The sequence below is a fragment of the Streptomyces alfalfae genome (genome assembly GCF_004127445.1).
Taxonomy (GTDB): Bacteria; Actinomycetota; Actinomycetes; order Streptomycetales; family Streptomycetaceae; genus Streptomyces; species Streptomyces alfalfae.
The window spans coordinates 36,938-56,401 of record NZ_QEXM01000001.1; the positions used below are offsets into that span (position 1 = coordinate 36,938).

Annotated in this window: 15 protein-coding genes; 2 read left to right on the forward strand and 13 right to left on the reverse strand. The window is 73.1% G+C overall.

Going from position 1 to position 19,464, the window contains the following annotated elements; genetic code table 11:
* Positions 1 to 47: 47 nt before the first annotated feature.
* Positions 48 to 1,001 carry a 2-hydroxyacid dehydrogenase gene (locus DCW30_RS00170; protein ID WP_076684351.1) on the reverse strand — a complete coding sequence of 318 codons (954 nt, stop codon included), beginning with the start codon at positions 999 to 1,001 and terminating at the stop codon, positions 48 to 50.
* A 118-nt stretch (positions 1,002 to 1,119) separates the two neighbouring features.
* Here DCW30_RS00170 and DCW30_RS00175 point away from each other — a divergent pair, with 118 nt between their 5' ends.
* Entirely contained in the window at positions 1,120 to 2,136 is a 1,017-nt protein-coding gene (locus DCW30_RS00175; RefSeq protein WP_076684352.1) for an aldo/keto reductase, read from the forward strand.
* Between the two features lie 104 nt (positions 2,137 to 2,240).
* Positions 2,241 to 3,404 carry a PQQ-dependent sugar dehydrogenase gene (locus DCW30_RS00180; protein ID WP_079250358.1) on the forward strand — a complete coding sequence of 388 codons (1,164 nt, stop codon included), beginning with the start codon at positions 2,241 to 2,243 and terminating at the stop codon, positions 3,402 to 3,404.
* A 1-nt stretch (position 3,405) separates the two neighbouring features.
* Here the strand turns inward: DCW30_RS00180 and DCW30_RS00185 are convergent, their stop codons facing one another.
* The 12 genes from DCW30_RS00185 to DCW30_RS00240 form a co-directional block, all read right to left on the reverse strand.
* Entirely contained in the window at positions 3,406 to 3,639 is a 234-nt protein-coding gene (locus tag DCW30_RS00185; RefSeq protein ID WP_076684354.1) for a DUF6191 domain-containing protein, read from the reverse strand.
* 80 nt (positions 3,640 to 3,719) lie between these two features.
* Positions 3,720 to 6,809 carry a helix-turn-helix transcriptional regulator gene (locus DCW30_RS00190; RefSeq protein WP_076684355.1) on the reverse strand — a complete coding sequence of 1,030 codons (3,090 nt, stop codon included), beginning with the start codon at positions 6,807 to 6,809 and terminating at the stop codon, positions 3,720 to 3,722.
* 79 nt (positions 6,810 to 6,888) lie between these two features.
* Positions 6,889 to 7,098: a hypothetical protein gene (locus DCW30_RS00195; protein WP_418347057.1), complete on the reverse strand. Its 210-nt coding sequence runs from the start codon at positions 7,096 to 7,098 to the stop codon at positions 6,889 to 6,891.
* Positions 7,099 to 7,255: 157 nt separating this feature from the next.
* Positions 7,256 to 7,867, reverse strand: coding sequence for a hypothetical protein (locus tag DCW30_RS00200; RefSeq protein WP_076684357.1), 612 nt, complete (start codon positions 7,865 to 7,867; stop codon positions 7,256 to 7,258).
* A gap of 35 nt (positions 7,868 to 7,902) precedes the next feature.
* Entirely contained in the window at positions 7,903 to 8,460 is a 558-nt protein-coding gene (locus DCW30_RS00205) for a GNAT family N-acetyltransferase (RefSeq protein ID WP_062771266.1), read from the reverse strand.
* On the reverse strand, positions 8,438 to 10,690 hold the full coding sequence (locus tag DCW30_RS00210; RefSeq protein WP_076684358.1) for an MMPL family transporter: 2,253 nt from the start codon (positions 10,688 to 10,690) through the stop codon (positions 8,438 to 8,440). The genes DCW30_RS00205 and DCW30_RS00210 overlap by 23 nt, the downstream gene beginning before the upstream one ends.
* A gap of 212 nt (positions 10,691 to 10,902) precedes the next feature.
* A complete protein-coding gene (locus tag DCW30_RS00215; RefSeq protein ID WP_076684359.1) occupies positions 10,903 to 13,005 on the reverse strand; it encodes a phosphocholine-specific phospholipase C in 2,103 nt (700 codons plus the stop codon).
* A 204-nt stretch (positions 13,006 to 13,209) separates the two neighbouring features.
* On the reverse strand, positions 13,210 to 14,724 hold the full coding sequence (gene gatB / locus DCW30_RS00220; RefSeq protein WP_062771263.1) for an Asp-tRNA(Asn)/Glu-tRNA(Gln) amidotransferase subunit GatB: 1,515 nt from the start codon (positions 14,722 to 14,724) through the stop codon (positions 13,210 to 13,212).
* A 16-nt stretch (positions 14,725 to 14,740) separates the two neighbouring features.
* Positions 14,741 to 14,983: a hypothetical protein gene (locus DCW30_RS00225; protein ID WP_062771262.1), complete on the reverse strand. Its 243-nt coding sequence runs from the start codon at positions 14,981 to 14,983 to the stop codon at positions 14,741 to 14,743.
* Positions 14,980 to 16,473 (reverse strand): Asp-tRNA(Asn)/Glu-tRNA(Gln) amidotransferase subunit GatA, encoded by a 1,494-nt coding sequence (gatA, locus tag DCW30_RS00230; protein ID WP_062771261.1) that lies wholly within the window; start codon positions 16,471 to 16,473, stop codon positions 14,980 to 14,982. The genes DCW30_RS00225 and gatA overlap by 4 nt, the downstream gene beginning before the upstream one ends.
* 4 nt (positions 16,474 to 16,477) lie before the next feature.
* On the reverse strand, positions 16,478 to 16,774 hold the full coding sequence (gene gatC, locus DCW30_RS00235) for an Asp-tRNA(Asn)/Glu-tRNA(Gln) amidotransferase subunit GatC (RefSeq protein ID WP_010984178.1): 297 nt from the start codon (positions 16,772 to 16,774) through the stop codon (positions 16,478 to 16,480).
* A gap of 161 nt (positions 16,775 to 16,935) precedes the next feature.
* On the reverse strand, positions 16,936 to 19,299 hold the full coding sequence (locus tag DCW30_RS00240) for a putative bifunctional diguanylate cyclase/phosphodiesterase (protein ID WP_076684360.1): 2,364 nt from the start codon (positions 19,297 to 19,299) through the stop codon (positions 16,936 to 16,938).
* Between the last annotated feature and the right edge of the window lie 165 nt (positions 19,300 to 19,464).

Below are 19,464 nucleotides of genomic sequence, written 5' to 3' on the forward strand. Positions count from 1 at the left end.
GCGCTGCGTGCGCGGGGTTGACTCGCGGGCCCGGGCGGACCTGCCCGTCAACCGGCCGTCGTGCGCACGACGTTGTCGACGGGCCGCCCCGCCGCGAACTTCGTCAGCTGCGCGGCCAGCAGCCGATGGGCGCGGGGCAGGAAAGCGGACGTAGGGCCTCCGACATGGGGGGTGATGAGTGCTCCGGGAGCCTGCCACAGGGGATGGCCTGCGGGGAGCGGCTCCGGATCGGTCACGTCGAGCGCGGCCGTGAGGCGCCCGGACTCCAGTTCGGCGATGAGCGCCTTGGTGTCGACGACGGGGCCGCGGGCGACGTTGACGAGGAGCGCGCCGTCCTTCATCCGGGCCAGGAAGTCGGCGTCCACGAGGCCACGGGTGTCCTCGGTGAGCGGCGTCGACAGGATGACCACGTCGGCGTCGGGCAGCAGGGACGGCAGCTCGGCGAGCGGGCGCACGGGGCCGCGCTCCGAGGCACGGGCAGAGCGCGCGACGCGCGCCACCCGCGCGCATTCGAAGGGAGCGAGCCTGTCCTCGATGGCGGAGCCGATCGCCCCGTAGCCCACGATGAGCACGGACTTGTCGGCGAGCGACGGGTTGAACCCCGTACGCCACTCCTGTGCGCGCTGTCCCTCGAAGAACCGCGGAAAGCCCCGCAGCGACGCCAGGATCAGGGCGAGGGCCAGCTCGGCGGTGCTCGCCTCGTGCACGCCGCGCGCGTTGCACAGGCGGACACCGGGCCGCAGGCACTTCAGCCCGGCGTCCATCTGGTCGACCCCCGCCGACAGCGTCTGCACCACCCGTACGGACGACATCTCGGGCAGCGGGCGCACGGCGACCGCCGGGCCCTGGAGGTAGGGCACCACGTAGAAGGCGCAGTCGGCGGGGTCGGCGGGGAACTCTTGGCCGCCGTCCCAGAAACGGTAGGTGAGGCCGGCCTCGGACGCCTCGGGCAGTCCCGGTATGTCGTGCGCCGCGAACGGAAGCCATACGTCAGTCGTCATGCTCAGGAGGCTAGCCGTCCGCGGCCCGCGGGGAGCCAGCGCTCGGGTCCGACGGGACAGCGGCTAGTTTGGGTGATCTTCGGACGCGGAGTGACGCGGAGCGGGAGGGTACGGCCAGGTGGAGCGCAGGACGATCGGCGCGGGGGCGCTCGAAGTGGGCGCCGTCGGACTCGGCTGCATGCCGATGAGCTGGGCGTACACCGGCTCGCGGCAGCGCGGCGACGCGTCGCTGCGCACCGTGCACGCCGCGCTGGACGCGGGCGGGGAGGCGGCGACGCTGCTCGACACCGCCGACATGTACGGGCCCTTCACGAACGAGCTGCTGATCGGCCGGGTGCTCAAGGAGCGGCGCGGCGAGGCGTTCGTGTCGACCAAGTGCGGCCTGCTCGTGGGCGAGCAGCACATCGTCGCCAACGGCCGCCCCGGCTATGTGAAGCGGGCCTGCGACGCGTCGCTGCGGCGGCTCCAGACCGAGACCATCGACCTGTACCAGCTGCACCGCGTGGACCCCGAGGTCCCCGTGGAGGAGACCTGGGGCGCGATGGCGGAGCTGGTAGCGGCGGGGAAGGTGCGGGCCCTGGGACTGTGCGCCGTGGGGGCGCGCGCGGTGCGGCGCACGGCGCACGGCCGCCCGAGACCCGGTATGCACGACACGACGCTCCGGCTCCTCGAACGGGTGCAGCAGGTCTTCCCGGTGAGCGCGGTGGAGGCCGAGCTGTCCGTGTGGTCGCCGGAGGCGCTGGACGCGCTGCTGCCGTGGTGCGCCGCGCGCGGGGTCGGGTTCCTCGCGGCGATGCCGCTGGGGAATGGTTTCCTCACCGGGACGCTCACCCCCGGCCAGGGCTTCGAGCCGGACGATCTGCGGGCCCGCCACCCGCGCTTCACCGCCGAGATGATGGCGGCGAACCAGCCGCTGGTGGTGGGGCTGCGCCGGGTGGCGGAGCGGCACGGGGCGACCCCGGCGCAGATCGCGCTGGCCTGGACGCTCCGGCAGGGCCCGCACGTGGTGCCGATCCCGGGCGCCAAGCGGGCGCGCTGGGCGGAGGAGAACGCGGGGGCGGCGGCGGTGCGGCTGACGGAAGCGGACCTGGCGGAGATGGCGGCGCTGCCGCCCGCCCTGGGGTCGTGGGACTGAGGTTCCGCCGCCGGAGCCGCTTCCGTGGCCGCGCCAGGGGAACCCGCGGGGCGCGAGCGGTGTATGAACAGGAGAAGAGCGCCGCCGTCGAAGGGACCCCGATCGTGCAACGACCCACTGTCACCGCCGTGTTGGCCGCTGCTGCCATCCTCGCCCTCACCGCCGGCTGCTCGTCGGGGGACGGCGACGGGACCGGCCGCCGCGAGAGCCCGCCGAAGCCGGAAGCCTCCAGCGGGTCCGCGACCGGGAAGCGGGGCGCCGACGCCCCGCCGGAGAAGGGCTCGGTGAAGGTCACCCGCACCGTGGCCACCGGCCTGAAGTCGCCGTGGGGCCTCGCCGAGCTGCCCGAGGGCGACCTGCTCGTCTCCTCGCGCGACGAGGGGACGATCACCCGGGTGGACGCCGAGACGGGCGAGAAGACGCGGCTCGGCTCGGTGCCCGGCGTCTCCCCCGGCGGCGAGGGCGGGCTGCTGGGCATCGCCCTCTCCCCCGCGTACGCCTCGGACCACATGGTGTACGCGTACTTCACCACGGCGTCCGACAACCGCATCGTCCGTATGCCGTACGACGAGAAGAAGCCCTCCGGCCGGCGGCTCGGCGCGCCCGACACGATCCTCAAGGGCATCCCCAAGGGCTCGAACCACGACGGCGGCAGGATCGCCTTCGGGCCGGACAAGATGCTGTACGCGGGCGTGGGCGAGACGGGGGACACCGACCTGTCGCAGGACAAGAAGTCCCTGGGCGGCAAGATCCTGCGCATCACTCCGGAGGGCGAGCCCGCCCCCGGCAACCCCTTCGAGGGGTCGGCCGTCTACTCCCTCGGCCACCGCAACGTGCAGGGCCTCGCCTGGGACGAGCAGAAGCGGCTGTGGGCGTCGGAGTTCGGCCAGGACACCTGGGACGAGCTGAACGAGATCAAGGCCGGCGGCAACTACGGCTGGCCCGAGGCCGAGGGCAAGGAGGGCGGGGAGGGCTTCCGCGACCCGGTCGCCCAGTGGAAGACCTCCGAGGCCTCACCGAGCGGCGTGGCCTACGCCGAGGGCTCGATCTGGATGGCGGGGCTGCGCGGCGAGCGGCTGTGGCGCGTCCCGGTACGCGGCGTGGACGGCGAACCCGAGCCGCAGGCGTTCCTGGAGGGCGAGTACGGCCGGCTGCGCACGGTGCTCGCGGCGGGCGGCGACAAGCTGTGGGTGGTCACGAACGAGACGGACACCCGGGGGACGCCGGAGAAGGGCGACGACAAGATCCTCGAGGTGCGGGTGAAGTAGTTCAGGCCGCCGGGGGCGGCTGCTCCGTCGCATCCGCCCCGTCCGTCTCGTCCGTCCTGTCAGCGCGGGGCGCGGGGACCGGCGGGCGTACGACCACCTTGCCCGAGGAGAGGTCTATCGGGCCCCGCCCGGGATCGCCGTCGGCGAGGTCGACGCGGGTCGTCTCCAGGCGCTTCTGCTCGTCGTCGGTGTGCTTGCGCCCCGGAGCGAACAGGGCCTCGATCGCGTTGAACACTGCGCCTCCTCGGAGTGGAGATCCTGCCGTCAAGCGTAGGCGACCGGACGCGGAACCGGCCGGGGCCGCGTCGGCGCAGGTCAGCCGCTCGCCTCGGCGCGCTCACCGCCCGGCGGGAACAGCCGGAGGCGGTGGGCGAGCGCGGCGGCCTCGCCCCGTCCGGTGACGGAGAGCTTGGCGAGGATGTTGGAGACGTGGACGCTCGCCGTCTTCGGGGAGATGAAGAGCTCCTCGGCGATCTGGCGGTTGCTGCGGCCCACCGCGACCAGCCGCAGGACGTCACGCTCCCGGCTGGTCAGGCCGAGCGCCTCGGCGGGGTCGGCGGGGGCGGCCGGGGCCCGCACGGGCTCGGCCGGGTCGAGGGCGAGGCGGGCGCGCTGGGCGAGCCCGGTGATCGCCTCGGTCAGCGGCCGCGCGCCGAGCCGCTCGGCCGTCTCACGGGCCTGGCGGAGCAGCCGGGCGGCGCTGTCGCGGTCGGGGGCGTCCGGGGCGAGCAGGGCCTCGGCGAGGCGGAGGCGGACGCGGGCGAGGTCGTAGGGGCGGCCGAGGGGTTCCACGGCGGCGGCCACCGCGGCCCAGTCGGCGGGACCGTCGCGGTCCTCGGAGCGCAGGAGTTCGGCGCGGGTCCACTCGTCGTAGGCGCGCCAGAGCGGGATGGGGGTGGCCAGGGACTTGGTGACCTCGCGGATGCGGGCGACGGCCGCGGGGCGGCCGGGCTCGGCGGCGGGCAGGCCGCGGGCGTCGGCCTCCATCGCGGCGGCGGCCAGGAGCAGCGGCCAGCCGTACTTGTAGGTGCCGAAGGGCAGGCCCGCGGCGAGGCCCCGCTCGACCTCGGCGCGGCCGTCGAGCACCCGGCCCTCGGCGGCGGCGATGCCGAGGGCGATGGCGGCCAGCGGCAGCGTGTACTGCGGCTGGGGGTCGTGGGTGCCGTAGTGGTGGCAGGCGCTCTGGAGGTGGCGGGTGGCGGCGGCGTGGTCGCCGCGGTAGAGCGCCATGCGCGCGGAGCACTGGGCGGCCGAGCCGCGGGGCTTGGCGCTCTGTGCGCAGCGGTGCGTCTGGACGACGGCCTCGGCCGCCTCGTCCCAGCGGCCGAGGGAGAGCAGTGACTCGGCGGCGTTGCCCCAGACCCAGCCCTCGGTGTCCATCAGGCCGTACTTCCGGCAGAACTCGATGCCCTCCATCGCGACCTTGACGGACTCGGCGGAGCGGCCGACGCCCTCCAGGGCCGACGGCAGGTTGATGTGGGCGCGGCTGAGGTCGGTGACCAGCCCCTGTTCGACGACGCGGTCCCTGACCTCGTACATCTCGGCGAGGCCGGTCTCGGGGTCGCCGGCCTCGATGAGGAGGTTGCCGCGGGTGAGCCGCGCGTTGAGCTCGATGGTGTCGGCCTTGACCATGCGGGCGTACTCGACGGCCCGCTCGGCGGCGGCCATGGTCTCGGGGCCGGGGGCGTGCAGCATGCCCCAGGAGGCGCGGTGGACCAGGACGTCGGCGTGCACCTCGGAGGGCGGCAGACCGCGCATCAGCTCCTGGGCCCTGGCGATCTCGTCCCAGCCGTCGCCGCGGCCGAGGGTGGAGACGAGACGGGAGCGCGAGACCCAGAACCAGGCCGCTCGCAGGGGGTCCTTGTCGTCGGCGAGGAGTCTCAGGGCCCGCTTGGTGATCTTCAGGGCGCGGTCGCGCTCGCCGCTGAGCCGTCCGGCGACGGTGGCCTCGGCCATCAGGTCCAGATAGCGAAGGGGCTCGGCCGGGTCGCCGCCGCAGGCGGGGTAGCCCTCCACGTAGTCGGCGGAGCGCAGCTCCTCGCGTACGTCCTCGGGGGCGTCGTCCCAGAGCTCCATGGCGCGTTCGAGCAGGCGGAGCTGTTCGGCGTAGGCGTGGCGCCTGCGGGCCTCGACGGAGGCGCGCAGCACGGCGGGCAGGGCCTTGGCGGCATCGTGCGCGTGGTACCAGTAGGTGGCGAGCCGGGCGGCGCGCTGGTCGGCGGCGACGAGCGCGGGATCGGCCTCCAGGGCCTCGGCGAAGCGGCGGTTGATGCGGGAGCGCTCGCCGGGCAGCAGGTCGTCGCTGACGGCCTCGCGGACCAGGGAGTGCCGGAAGCGGTAGCCGTCACCGTCGGGCGAGGCGAGCAGGATGTTGGCGCCGACCGCGGCCCGCAGGGCTTCGATCAGGTCGTCCTCGCCGAGCCCCACGACCTCGGCGAGCAGCGGGTACTCGACGGTGGAGCCGCCCTCGGCGACGATGCGCGCGACCCGCTGGGTGTCCTCGGGCAGTTCCTCTACGCGTACGAGGAGCAGATCGCGCAGCGAGTCGGTCAGGCCCGCGCAGCTGCCGCCGTGCGCGGCGACGGCCAGTTCCTCGACGAAGAAGGCGTTGCCGTCGGAGCGGTCGAATATGTCGTCGACCAGGGACGGTTCGGGTTCGGCCGCGAGGATGCCGGCCATCTGGCGGGCGACCTCGTCCTTGCTGAAGCGCCCGAGCTCGATGCGGCGCACGGTGCGCATCCGGTCCAGTTCGGCGAGGAGGGGGCGCAGCGGGTGGCGGCGGTGGATGTCGTCGGCGCGGTAGGTGGCGAGGAGGACGAGACGGCCGCCGCGCAGGGTGCGGAAGAGGTAGGCGAGGAGGTGCCGGGTGGAGGTGTCGGCCCAGTGCAGGTCCTCCAGGGCGATGACGACCGTGCGCTCTCGGGAGAGGCGCTCCAGGAGGCGGGCGGTCAGCTCGAAGAGGCGGGCCATGCCCTGCTCGTCGGAGCGGCCGCCGTGGCCGTGCGGGGCGGGCGCGGCCAGTTCGGGCAGGAGCCTGGCGAGCTCCTCCTCCTGGCCCTCGGCCGCCGCGGCCAGTTCCTCGGGGAGGCGGCGGCGCAGGGCGCGCAGGGCGGTGGAGAAGGGGGCGAACGGCAGGCCGTCGGCGCCGATCTCGACGCAGCCTCCGAGCGCGACGACGGCGCCCTGCTTCTCGGCCGCCGCCGTGAACTCCTCCACCAGGCGGGTCTTGCCGACGCCCGCCTCACCGCCGAGCAGCAACGCCTGCGGCTCGCCCGTGCCGGGGCCCCCGGCTCCCGCGAGGGGGGCGCCCGTGGCGCGGGCGAGCGCTTCGTTCAAGAGGCCCAGTTCATCGGTGCGACCGACGAAGACGGGGCTCACGGACCTGGTCTCCACAGCGGCGAGCATCGCACAGTGTGCTGACGGGGTGACACCGGATGTCCGGGAAGTGATCTCCGGCGGAACCGTCCCCGCCCCGCCTCTCATCTCAGGTGGTCCGTGCGGGACGGGCCTTCCAGGCGGGCGCGCTCACCCGCCCCTCGGCTTCGTCGCGTGCCGAGGGGCGGGCGGCGGTGCGGACGCGGCGGGCCTCGCGGACCAGGCGGCGGCGGTCGGCCTCCCGGGTCAGCTCGGCGGCGCGCAGCTGGTGCATCTCGTACTCGAACATCTCGTACCCCTCGGGTCCCTGTGGTGTCATCGCTCTCTGCGATGACACCACTCTCGTCTCCCAGGGGGGTCCCTCACATCGGGCGACTGCCGCATCTGTGCGGGGCCGGGGGCCTTACCCACGACAAGGGGCGGGGCGGGGGCCTTAGTCCCCTGCCCCGCCCCTGCCTTAGACGCGGTCCCGTGGTCTAGGAAGGTGCTGAGGGAAGCCCGAGCAGCAGGTCGGAGTACTTGGCGATGGCCAGGAGCAGTCCGATCACGCCGAGCGCGACGCCCGCCCACGACACCGACTTGATCCAGGGCGCCTGCTCCTTGCCGGGGGCGCCGAACGCGGGCCTGACGAGCACGACGAAGCCGATGACCAGCGCCGCGAGCGCGAAGATGCCGGCGATCAGCGCGGTGATCTTCCAGGAGTCCCCGTACAGGGCCTGGATCTGGCCGGCGACGCTCGCGGACTGGGCGGTCTCCAGCTGGCCGATGATGTTCGAGCGGGCGCCCGCGACGGTGCCGAGCCAGCCGCCGGAGAGGCCGACGACGCCGAGCGCGACGGAGACGACGGCCGCGGCGCCCTGGCCGACACCCGCGGACTTCGCCGCAGCGCCGGGCTCCTCGTCGGACTCCGCGTCCACGTCCGCGTCATCGGCGGCGTCGGCCGGCTCGGCGGCCTTGGTGACGTCGACCTCGGCCGCGCCCTTCTTCGGTTCCGGCGTCCCCGAGCCGGTCGCTCCCTCGGTCTCGGCGGCGTCCTCGGCCCCGGTGGCATCCTGCGCCCCGGCCGCGTCCTCTGTCTTGGTAGCCATGCGAGGCACCGTACGGACGCTGTCTGAGAGCCGTCTTAACGAACGTCCCGTGCCGCGCGCCACTCCGGGGCCAGCACGGACCACACCTCCATGTCGTGGCGTATCCCCTGCCACGGGAAGCTCTCGCGCAGCACGCCGTCCTTGGTGAACCCCAGGCGCGCGGCCGTGGCCTTGCTGCGGTCGTTGCGCGAGGAGACCAGCCACTCGATCCGGTGCATGCCGCGCCGGTCGACGGCCCAGTCGATGAGGACGCGCGAGGCCCGGGTGACCAGGCCGCGCCCGGCCGCCGAGGGCTCCAGCCAGACGCCGATCTCGCAGCCGTCGACGCTGGTGTCGAAGATCCGGAACAGGACGCCGCCGACCAGCGTGCCGTCCAGCCAGATGCCGTACAGGCGCCCGGTGTCGGCCGCCTGCTTGTCGGCGTACCGCTGGAGGACGCCCCGCGCCGATTCGAGGTCCTCGGCGAGGACGGTCAGGGGCACGTACGGCCCCGCGTACTCCCGTGCCCGCTCGACGTGGTCCAGGAACTCCTCGGCCTGCCACGGTTCGATCGGCCTCAGTTCCGCGCCCTCACCCAGCGATGTCGCGAACATCCCGGTCTTCCACCCCGCTCATGTCGTCGGCCGCGTCCCCCTGTGCCGGGATCCTGCCACGCGTGCCGCCCCCGGTCGAACGACTTTCGGGCGGCTCCACGCTGATGCGCGGCAGCAGCCGGTCCAGGCTTCGCGGGAGCCACCAGTTGGCGCCGCCGAGCAGGTGCATCAGGGCGGGCACCAGGAGCGTGCGCAGGACGAAGGCGTCGAGCGTCACGGCCGCGGCGAGGGCGATGCCGAACATCGCGATGACGCGGTCGCCGCTGAGCACGAAGGCGAGGAAGACGGAGATCATGATGACGGCGGCCGAGTTGATCACCCGGCTGGTCTCGGCCAGACCCACCCGCACCGCCCGCCGGTTGTCGCCGGTCGCCAGCCACTCCTCGTACATCCGGCTGACCAGGAAGACCTGGTAGTCCATGGAGAGGCCGAAGAGGACGGAGACCATGATCACGGGCAGGAAGGGCTCGATGGGACCCGCCCTGCCGAGGCCGAGCAGTTCGCTCCCCCAGCCCCACTGGAAGACCACGACGACGACGCCGAAGGCGGAGGCGACGGCCGCGACGTTCATCACGGCGGCCTTGAGCGGGATGCCGACCGAGCGGAAGGCGAGCAGGAGCAGCACGCAGCCGAGGCCGATGACGACGCCCACGAAGAGCGGCAGCTTCGAGACGATGACCTCGGCGAAGTCGTCGTAGCTCGCGGTCACACCGCCGACCACCACGTCCAGGGAGCTGTCCCGCTCGGCCTGCGGCAGGACGTCCTCGCGCAGCCGGTCGACGAGCGCGCTGGTCGCCTTGGACTGGGGGGCGGAGTCGGGGACGACGGTGAGGAAGGCGGTGCGGCCGTGTTCGTCGTACGTCGCCGGGCTCACGGAGGCGACGCCCTCGGTCGTCCGCAGCACCGTGCCGAGGGTGTCGAGGGCGACGCGGTCCCCGGCGCCGTAGACCTCGCTGACCAGCGTCAGGGGGCCGTTGACGCCGGGTCCGAAGCCCGCCCCGAGCAGGTCGTAGGCCTGCCGGGTGGTGCTGGACGCGGGGTTGTTGCCCTGGTCGGAGGTGCCGAGGTGCAGGGCGAGGGCGGGCAGCGCGAGCACGGCCATGACGCACACCGCGAGGGCGCCGAGCAGCTTCGGCCTGCGCTCGACGAAGGCGGCCCAGCGGGCGGCGAACCCGGTCGGCAGCTCCGGCTGGGGCCCGTGCTCGGCGAGGCGGCGCCGCTCCCCGCGGCTGAGGGCGCGCGGGCCGATGAAGGACAGCAGGGCGGGCAGCAGCGTCACCGCGGCGGCGACGGTGAGGACGACGGTCAGCGAGGCGGCGATCGCGACGCCGTTGAGGAAGCCGAGCCGCAGGATGAGCATGCCGAGCAGGGCGATGCAGACGGTGGCGCCCGCGAAGACGACGGCGCGCCCGGTGGTGGCGACGGCACGCTCGGCGGCGACCGCCACCGGCAGCCCGCGTTTGAGGCCCTTGCGGTGCCGGGTGACGATGAACAGGGCGTAGTCGATCCCGACGCCGAGGCCGATCAGGGTGCCGAGCATCGGCGCGAAGTCCGCGACGGTCGTGACGTGGCCGAGCAGCACGATCCCCGCGTACGCCGTGCCCACGGAGACCAGGGCGGTCGCGATCGGCAGCGCGGCCGCGGCGAGCGAGCCGAAGGCGAGGAAGAGCACGACGGCGGCGACGGCCACCCCGACGATCTCGGCCGCCTCGGCGCCCTTGGGCTCGGTGAGCCCGATGGCGGTGCCGCCGAGCTCGACCTGGAGACCGGAGGACTCGGCGGCCCTGGCGGTGTCGACGACCCGCCGGGCGTCGGCCTCGGCGATGTCGTCGGCCTGTTCCCGGAAGGTGACGGTGGCGTAGGCGGTCCTGCCGTCCTCGCTGATCCGCCCGGCTCCCTCGGCGCCGTAGGGGCCGGTCACCGAAGCCACTGCGGGCTGCCGGGCGATGTCGTCGAGGGCGTCGGACACGGTGCGTTCGACGTCGGCGGCGCGGACGGAGGCGCCGGGTCCGGTGTGCCAGACGACGGTGCCGCTGTCCCCGCCGAGCCCGTGGAACCGCTCGTCGAGGAGGTGCGCGGCACGGCCCGACTCGGTGCCGGGGACCTCGTAGTCGTTCGAGTACGCGCTCCCGGCGACGGCGGCGGCCGTCGCGGCGCCGCCGAGGGCGAGGAGCCAGAAGAGCACGGCGAGTAGGCGGTGCCTGACGCACCAGCGGGCGAGTGCTGCCACGGACCGGCTCCCTGGATGTTGCGTGGATCTTTACCGGGAGCAGCGGTGATCAGCTGAACAAGGGCCCGCAAAGAACACATGAGCGGCGACCTGCGCGCCTGGACCACCTTGGCAGCATTTGATGATCCTTGGTCCGTTTCGTGGCCTTCCTCACAAGAGCACAAGGGGTGCGCGGAGGCCTCACAGGCGTCTCCGCGCACCGGCTCCGGGCGTCAGCCCGAGACGCTCGCGCGGCCGTTCTCGATGTGGCCCATGAGCCTGCGGTGGAACGCCTTGTCGGAGTCTGCGGTGACCTCGACGTCGTACCAGCCGTGCTCGTCCTCGGTCCGCCAGGCGACGGTGCGGCTGCTGCCGGGCCGCACCCGGACGGTGCGCGTCCGCGACCTGACGTCGTCCTCGTCCACGTACCCGAGCGGCCTGACCGTGAAGACGAGTTCCCCGCGGCCCCGGTTGGCCAGCGTCAGGTGGATCTCACGGCGGGTGATCGCGGAGGTGAGCCGCGCGCCGCCCTCCTTGCCGCCCTTGAACTCGCGCCGGAAGCCGTTGGGGCCGGTGATGGTGAAGTCGTAGCGGTCGCCGGCCACCGGCACGGTCCAGGCGCCCTTGCGCACGACGTCCTGGTGCTGGGGGGCCGGGAACTCGCCGGCGTAGGGGTAGAGCGCGAAGTGCGCGCTGGAGCGGCCGCCGTTGCGCAGCCGCACGGTGAGCGCGCCGCCCTCGTCCGGCCGCGCGTCCGCGTCGGGCTGGTACGGCAGCGGGCGCGCGCGGCGGACGCCGGGCTCCTGGACGGGCATGGCCTGCTGCTGCGGCGGTCGCGGGGCCCAGCGGCCGCTGAACGCGGGGATGGCTCCCGGCTGCTCGATCTCGGGCATGCGGTGGGCGCGCCGGAAGTCGAAGGCGCCGGTGAGGTCGCCGGTGACCTTGCGGCGCCAGGCGCTGATGTTGGGCTCCTCGACGCCGGTCCACTTCTCCAGGAAGCGCACGACGGAGGTGTGGTCGAAGACCTCGGAGGAGACGTAGCCGCCGACGGTCCACGGCGAGACGACGAGCATCGGCACGCGCACGCCGAGCCCGGTCGGCCTGCCGTTCCAGCGCTCGGCGCGCTCCGCCTCGGAGTCGCCGCCGGGTACGGGCGGCGGGACGTGGTCGAAGAAGCCGTCGTTCTCGTCGTAGTTGATGAAGACGGCGGTACGGCGCCACACCTCGGGACGGGAGGCGAGCGCGTCGAGGATCTTGTAGACGATGGTCGCGCTGTGGATCGGCGACGAGACGCTGGGGTGCTCGGAGTCGACGGCGGAGGGCACCAGGTAGCTGACCTTCGCGAGCCTGCCGTCGGCGACGTCCTCGGCGAACTTCTGGGCGAGGGCGCCGGTGGGCACGCGCCGCAGGCCGCGCTCGAAGAGGGACCGCTCGCGCTTGTCGAGGGTGCGGACGCCGTCCTCCAGGTCGGCGAGCAGCCGCGCGCGCTTGGTCTCGTCCTTGGCGTCGCGCACCTTGGCGTAGAAGGCCTCCATGTAGGTGAGGCCGGTCTTGGCGAGCACCTTGCGGGCGATGGCCTTGAAGGTGGTGAAGAACTCGATCTGGTTGTCGGTGAAGTTCTCCCACTCGGTGTACGTCCGCCAGCTCACGCCGGCCTTCTCCAGACGTTCGGCGTACGTGCCCCAGTCGTAGCCCGGGTGGGTGCCCTCGGCGTAGGCGTCGTTGCCGACGGCCCGCCCGCCGTTCGCCTCGTAGCCGGTCTTGCCGCTCCACAGGTGGTTGCGGTTGGGGCTGGTGGAGGAGTGGATGGAGGAGTGGTAGGCGTCGCAGACGGTGAAGGTGTCGGCGAGTTCGTAGTGCAGCGGGATGTCCTCGCGCGTGTAGTGCGCCATGGTCGCCGCCGTCTTGGCGGTGATCCAGCCGTCCATCCAGCCGTCGTGCCAGGCCTTGGCGCCGCCGTTCCAGGAGTGGTCCAGGTCGCCGATGTACTGGAGGTCCTTCTTCTGCGTCTCGGCGGCCTGCCGGACGGAGAACGGCAGGACCGAGCGGGACCCGTCGGGCTGCTCGAAGACGGACCTCCCGCCGGGCAGCCGGATGGCGTTGCGGTCACCGAAGCCGCGTACGCCGCGCAGGGAGCCGAAGTAGTGGTCGAAGGAACGGTTCTCCTGCATGAGGATCACCACGTGCTCGATCGAGTCGAGCCCGCCGTGGCCCTTCGGCGGCCCCTGCGCGAGCGCCTGCTGCAGCGAGGGCGGCAGGAAGGAGCCGACGGCCGCGGCGCCGAGTGCGCCTCCACCGACCGCCATCAGCCGTCTGCGCGAAATCTCCGGAGTCACGTATGACCTCCCTGTGTCCTGGCCGACAGTCAATGGTTCTCGGCTGACCCATGTGATCTGTACGGCGGGGACGCTAGTGACGTCCGGTTGACGTGTGAAGGCCGCGGATCGAAGGAGAAGTGAACGTCCGAAAGGCGCCCACACGCGACAGGGGCGGCGCACCGGGTGGGGTGCGCCGCCCCTGTCGGGCGGGAAAGGGCCGGGTCAGCCCTCGCTGACGCCCAGCTTCTGCAGGATCAGCTCCTTGACGCGGGCCGCGTCGGCCTGGCCGCGGGTGGCCTTCATGACCGCGCCGACCAGGGCGCCCGCGGCGGCGACCTTGCCGCCGCGGATCTTGTCGGCGACGCCCGGGTTGCCGGCGATGGCCTCGTCGACGGCGGCCGTGAGCGCGCCCTCGTCCGAGACGACCTTCAGGCCGCGCTTCTCGACGACCTCGTCCGGGGCGCCCTCACCCTTCAGGACGCCCTCGATGACCTGGCGGGCCAGCTTGTCGTTCAGGTCGCCCTTGGCGACGAGCTCCGTGACCCGGGCGACGTGCTCCGGGGTGATCGGGAGCGCGCCGAGCTCCACGCCCTGCTCGTTGGCGTGCCTGGCCAGCTCGCCCATCCACCACTTGCGGGCCGACGCGGCGTCCGCGCCCGCGTTGACGGTGGCGACGATCGGGCCGATGGCGTCGGCGTTGAGGATCGACTGCATGTCGTGCTCGGAGACGCCCCACTCCTCGCGGAGCCGGTTGCGGCGGACCCGCGGCAGCTCCGGGAGGCCGGCGCGCAGCTCCTCGACCCACTCGCGGGACGGGGCGACGGGCACCAGGTCCGGCTCGGGGAAGTAGCGGTAGTCCTCGGCGTTGTCCTTGATGCGGCCCGAGGTCGTGGAGCCGTCGTCCTCGTGGAAGTGCCGGGTCTCCTGGACGATCGTGCCGCCGCCGTTCAGGACGGCGGCGTGCCGCTGGATCTCGTAGCGCGCCGCGCGCTCCACGGAACGGAGCGAGTTGACGTTCTTCGTCTCCGAGCGCGTGCCGAACTCCTCGCGCCCGTGCGGGCGCAGCGAGAGGTTCACGTCGCAGCGCATCTGGCCCTTGTCCATGCGGGCCTCGGAGACGCCGAGCGCCTTGATGAGCTCGCGCAGCTCGGCGACGTACGCCTTGGCGACCTCGGGGGCGCGCTCGCCCGCTCCCTCGATCGGCTTGGTGACGATCTCGATCAGCGGGATGCCGGCGCGGTTGTAGTCCAGGAGCGAGTGCGAGGCGCCGTGGATGCGGCCCGTCGCGCCGCCCACGTGCGTGGACTTGCCGGTGTCCTCCTCCATGTGGGCGCGCTCGATCTCCACGCGGAAGACCTCGCCGTCCTCCAGCTGGACGTCCAGATAGCCGTTGAAGGCGATCGGCTCGTCGTACTGCGAGGTCTGGAAGTTCTTCGGCATGTCCGGATAGAAGTAGTTCTTCCGGGCGAAGCGGCACCACTCGGCGATCTCGCAGTGCAGCGCGAGGCCGATCTTGATGGCGGACTCGACGCCGATCTCGTTGACGACCGGCAGCGCGCCGGGCAGGCCGAGGCAGGTCGGGCAGGTCTGGCTGTTCGCCTCCTGCTTGAGCGTCGTCGAGCAGCCGCAGAACATCTTGGTCCTGGTGCCGAGCTCGACGTGGACCTCAAGGCCCATGACGGGGTCGTACGCCGCGAGGGCTTCCTCGTACGACACCAGGTCAGTAGTGACAGTCACGGTGTAACTTTCCCTCTCAGCCCAGCAGGACGTCGTCGTCGCCGAGCTTCTTCAGCTCGCGGTAGAGCAGTGCGAGGCCGGTGACGATGGCGGCAGCGGAGACAGCGGCATCGATGAGGCGCAGCGTGTCGTGTTCCTTGCGGGCCATCCTGGCCTGCTTGACGACGGCGATCGCCCCGAAGGCGGTCGTGCCCATCGAAAGGTACGCGCCGGGCTTGGAATTCTTGAAACCCTTGGCCTTGGCAGTCATGGGACTCATAGTGACGGTGCCTCCTCAAGCAGCGGGTGCCCCCACTTTTCCACGAAGGCGGCCTCGACGGCGGCTCCGACCTTGTAAAGACGGTCGTCCTTCATGGCGGGGGCGATGATCTGCAGTCCGACGGGCAGACCGTCCTCGGGCGCGAGGCCGCAGGGCAGCGACATCGCCGCGTTGCCCGCCAGGTTGGTCGGGATGGTGCACAGGTCGGCCAGGTACATCGCCATCGGGTCGTCGGCGCGCTCACCGATCGGGAAGGCGGTGGTCGGGGTCGTCGGGGAGACGATCACGTCGACCTGCTCGAAGGCCTTCTCGAAGTCCCGCGTGATGAGGGTGCGGACCTTCTGGGCGCTGCCGTAGTACGCGTCGTAGTAGCCGGAGCTGAGCGCGTACGTGCCGAGCATGACGCGGCGCTTGACCTCGTCGCCGAAGCCGGCCTCGCGGGTGAGCGCGGTGACGTCCTCGGCGGACTTCGTGCCGTCGTCGCCGACGCGCAGGCCGTAGCGCATGGCGTCGAACCGGGCGAGGTTCGAGGAGCACTCGGAGGGCGCGATCAGGTAGTACGCCGAAAGGGCCAGGTCGAAGGAGGGGCAGTCCAGCTCCACGACGGTCGCGCCGAGCGACCTGAGCAGCTCCACGGACTCGTTGAAGCGCTGGACGACACCGGCCTGGTAGCCCTCGCCGGAGAACTGCTTCACGACGCCGACGCGCATGCCCTCGACGCTGCCGTTGCGCGCGGCCTCGACGACCGGCGGGACCGGGGCGTCGATGGACGTCGAGTCCAGCTCGTCGTGGCCGGCGATGGCCTCGTGCAGGAGGGCCGCGTCCAGGACCGTGCGGGCGCAGGGGCCGCCCTGGTCCAGGGAGGACGAGAAGGCCACCATGCCGTAGCGCGAGACGCCGCCGTAGGTGGGCTTGACGCCGACCGTGCCGGTGACGGCGGCGGGCTGGCGGATGGAGCCGCCGGTGTCCGTGCCGATGGCGAGCGGGGCCTCGTACGAGGCGAGGGCCGCGGAGGAGCCGCCGCCGGAGCCGCCGGGGATGCGGGTGAGGTCCCAGGGGTTGCCGGTGGGCCCGTACGCGCTGTTCTCGGTGGAGGACCCCATGGCGAACTCGTCCATGTTGGTCTTGCCGAGGATGACGACGTCGGCGGCCTTCAGGCGCTTGGTGACCGTCGCGTCGTACGGCGGGATCCAGCCTTCGAGGATCTTCGAGCCGACGGTGGTCGGCACGCCCTCGGTGGTGAAGATGTCCTTCAGCGCGAGCGGGACGCCGGCGAGCGGGCCGAGCTTCTCGCCGCGCTCGCGCTTGGCGTCGACGGCGCGGGCCTGCGCGAGGGCGCCCTCGCGGTCGACGTGCAGGAAGGCGTGCACCTTCTCGTCGACGGCGTCGATGCGGGCCAGGTGGGCCTCGGTGACCGCGACGGCCGTGAGCTCGCCGGAAGCGACCTTCGCGGCGATCTCGGCGGCGGTGAGCTTGATGATGTCCGTCATGTTCTTAGTCCTCCCCCAGGATCTGCGGCACCTTGAAACGCTGCTGCTCCTGGGCCGGGGCGCCCGAGAGCGCCTGCTCGGGGGTGAGCGACGGACGGACCTCGTCCGCGCGCATGACGTTCGTCAGCGGCAGCGGGTGCGAGGTCGGCGGTACGTCTTGGTCGGCGACCTCCGAGACGCGGGCGACCGCGCCGATGATGTCGTCGAGCTGTCCGGCGAAGTGGTCGAGCTCCTCGGCCTTCAGCTCCAGACGTGCAAGGCGGGCGAGGTGGGCGACCTCCTCGCGCGTGATGCCAGGCATGCGGCGATCCTCAGGGGTGAGTGTGCGGGTTGTGGCCCCAATCCTATGGGGCCGTGCGGTGTGCCCGTTAAACGGTTTCCCCGCCCGCTTCCTCCGGCGCCCCCCCGGGGCGGTCCGGCGCGCCGCCAGCGGGGCCGCCCGCCGTGCCGCCACCGCCGCCGCTACTGCACCACGTGCCCCGAGGACCGGCCCATGTCGGAGGGCACGTCGGGGCCCTGCTCGGAGCCCTCGGCGAGAGCCGCCGCCGCGGCCTCCGCCGCGACGTCCACCGGCCGGCGCCAGCCGCGCGAGCCACGGGCCCGCAGCCAGGCGGTGGTCTCCTCGGCGGGCATCGCGGCGGCGACCAGCCAGCCCTGCACCGCGTCGCAGCCGAGGTCGCGCAGCCGCTCCCACGTCTCGTCGTCCTCGACGCCCTCGGCGACCACGAGCAGCCCGAGGGAATGGGCGAGGTCCACCGTGCAGCGGACGATCTCCGCGTCCTCGTTGTCCACGGCCAGGCGGGCGACGAAGGAGCGGTCGATCTTCAGCTCGCTCACGGGCAGCCGCCGCAGGTGCACCAGCGAGGAGTACCCCGTGCCGAAGTCGTCCAGGGACATCTTCACGCCGTGCCCGGTGAGCCCGGCCAGCGTGTCCGCGGCGCGCTGCGGGTCCTCCAGGAGCACGTGCTCCGTTATCTCCAGTTGCAGCGCGCCCGCCGGGACCCCGTGCCGGGCCAGGCGCGCCGCGACCGCTCCGGCGAAGCCGGGGGTGTGCACGTCGCGCGGCGAGACGTTGACGGCGACGGGCACCTTCAGGCCCTGCGCCTGCCACTTGGCGACCTGGCCGAGGGCCGTCTCCAGGACGTACTCCGTGAGGTGCGGCATCAGGCCCGAGGACTCGGCGATGGCGATGAACTCGTCCGGGGGCACCTTGCCGCGCTCGGGGTGCACCCAGCGCACCAGCGCCTCCAGGCCCGCCACCTTGCCGTCGAAGCGGACCTTCGGCTGGTAGTGCAGCTCCACGTCGCCCGCGTCGAGGGCGCGCCGCAGGTCACCGAGGAGGCCGAGGCGGTCGGGGGTGTTGGAGTCGCGCTTCGACTCGTACACCTCGACGCCCGTGCGGTCCCGCTTCGCCTGGTACATCGCGACGTCCGCACGGCGGAGCAGCCCCTCCGCGTCCAGCGCGTGGTCCGGGAAGACGGCAAGGCCCGCGCTGGCCTCCAGGACGAGGGTGAGGCCGTCGAGGTCGAGCGGCGAGCCGAGCGCGGCGACCAACTGCCGGGCCACACGCGTGGCCGACGTCGTGGAGTCGGCGACCGGCAGCAGCACGGCGAACTCGTCGCCGCCCAGCCGGGCCGCCTCGGCGCCGCGCGGCAGCGCGAGCCGGAGCCGGTCCGCTATCTGCAGCAGCAGCCGGTCCCCCGCCAGGTGGCCGAGGGTGTCGTTCACCGACCGGAAGCGGTCCATGTCGATCAGCATCAACGCGGAGCGCGCACCGATCCGCTCGGCGTCGTCCAGCGCCGTCCAGGTCCGCTCCAGGAGCCACTGCCGGTTGGGCAGGCCGGTCAGCGGGTCGCGGAGCTGCTCCTCCGCGCGGGCGCGGGCGATCCACAGGGTGGAGTCGAGGGCGACCAGCGGGATCGCGAACAGCGGCAGCAGTATCGGCAGGGAGACGGCCACCACGCATATCAGCGGGGCGATGCCGAGCAGCGCGATGCCGAGAAGTCCCTGCCGGACCAGGGCCGTTCGGGTGACGGTCGGCAGGGCGCCGGTGCGGGGCGCGTGGACGTACCAGAGCAGGACGCGGGTGACCGCGAGGTAGGCGACGGCGATCAGGGCGACTTCGGGCGCGGTGTACAGGTCCCAGCTCTCGGGCAGCCACGGCGAGGCGGACGTCGGCGCCGTGCCGAAGGCGGCCATGGTGAGCGCGCCCGCGCCGATGCCGATGATGTCGACCGCGCCGTGCAGGATGCCCTGGCGCCAGCGGTGCCTGCGCGCGACGCCCACCAGGACGACGACGGTGAGGCTGACCAGGCCGGCGGGCATCCAGCCGTACAGCAGGAGCACGGCGACGGTGAGCGCGCCGCCGGAGCCCGTGCCGCCCCACCAGCGGTCCCTGCCGAGGGCGACGAGGTGGCCGACGATGAGGCCGGTGAGGACGGCGAGCGACCAGCCCGCCGTGCCGGAGGGGAAGAGCGCGTGCCCGTCCGCCAGGGCCTGGAATAACCCGGCGCCGAGCAGGAGCGCGGCGGTCGCGACGACCAGGACGGGCAGCAGCGGCCAGGGCTCGCGGGCTTCGTGCTCCCCCGGGCCGCCCGCCAGGACGGCGCCGCTCTCGGCGCCCCGCGCGGCAGGCGAGGTCCACGCCCGCTCGCGCGGCTCGATGGCCGTGCTCAGTGTCCCGCCCGCGGTTCCCGCCACGGCTGTGCCCGGCGTGCCCGTGTCGGCGGCCGGTGATGTGCGGCGGCCCCGCAGCCACGTGCTCGGCGCGCGCCACTGGCGCGCGCGCAGCCGTGAGTCCGGGGCGGCGCTTTCGGTCGGTTCCATTCCCGTCCCTCTCACAGCCGGCGGTGCCCACGCCTTGCGGACCCGGCCCGGTGTCGGCCGCGTCCGGTTCTTCCGTCCCCGCGCTCTCGACGAGCAGGCGGTTGCCTCTTCACTCGTTCCGAATAGGGGATGCCCCCTTCCACATAGGGGATGCCCCCTTCCACG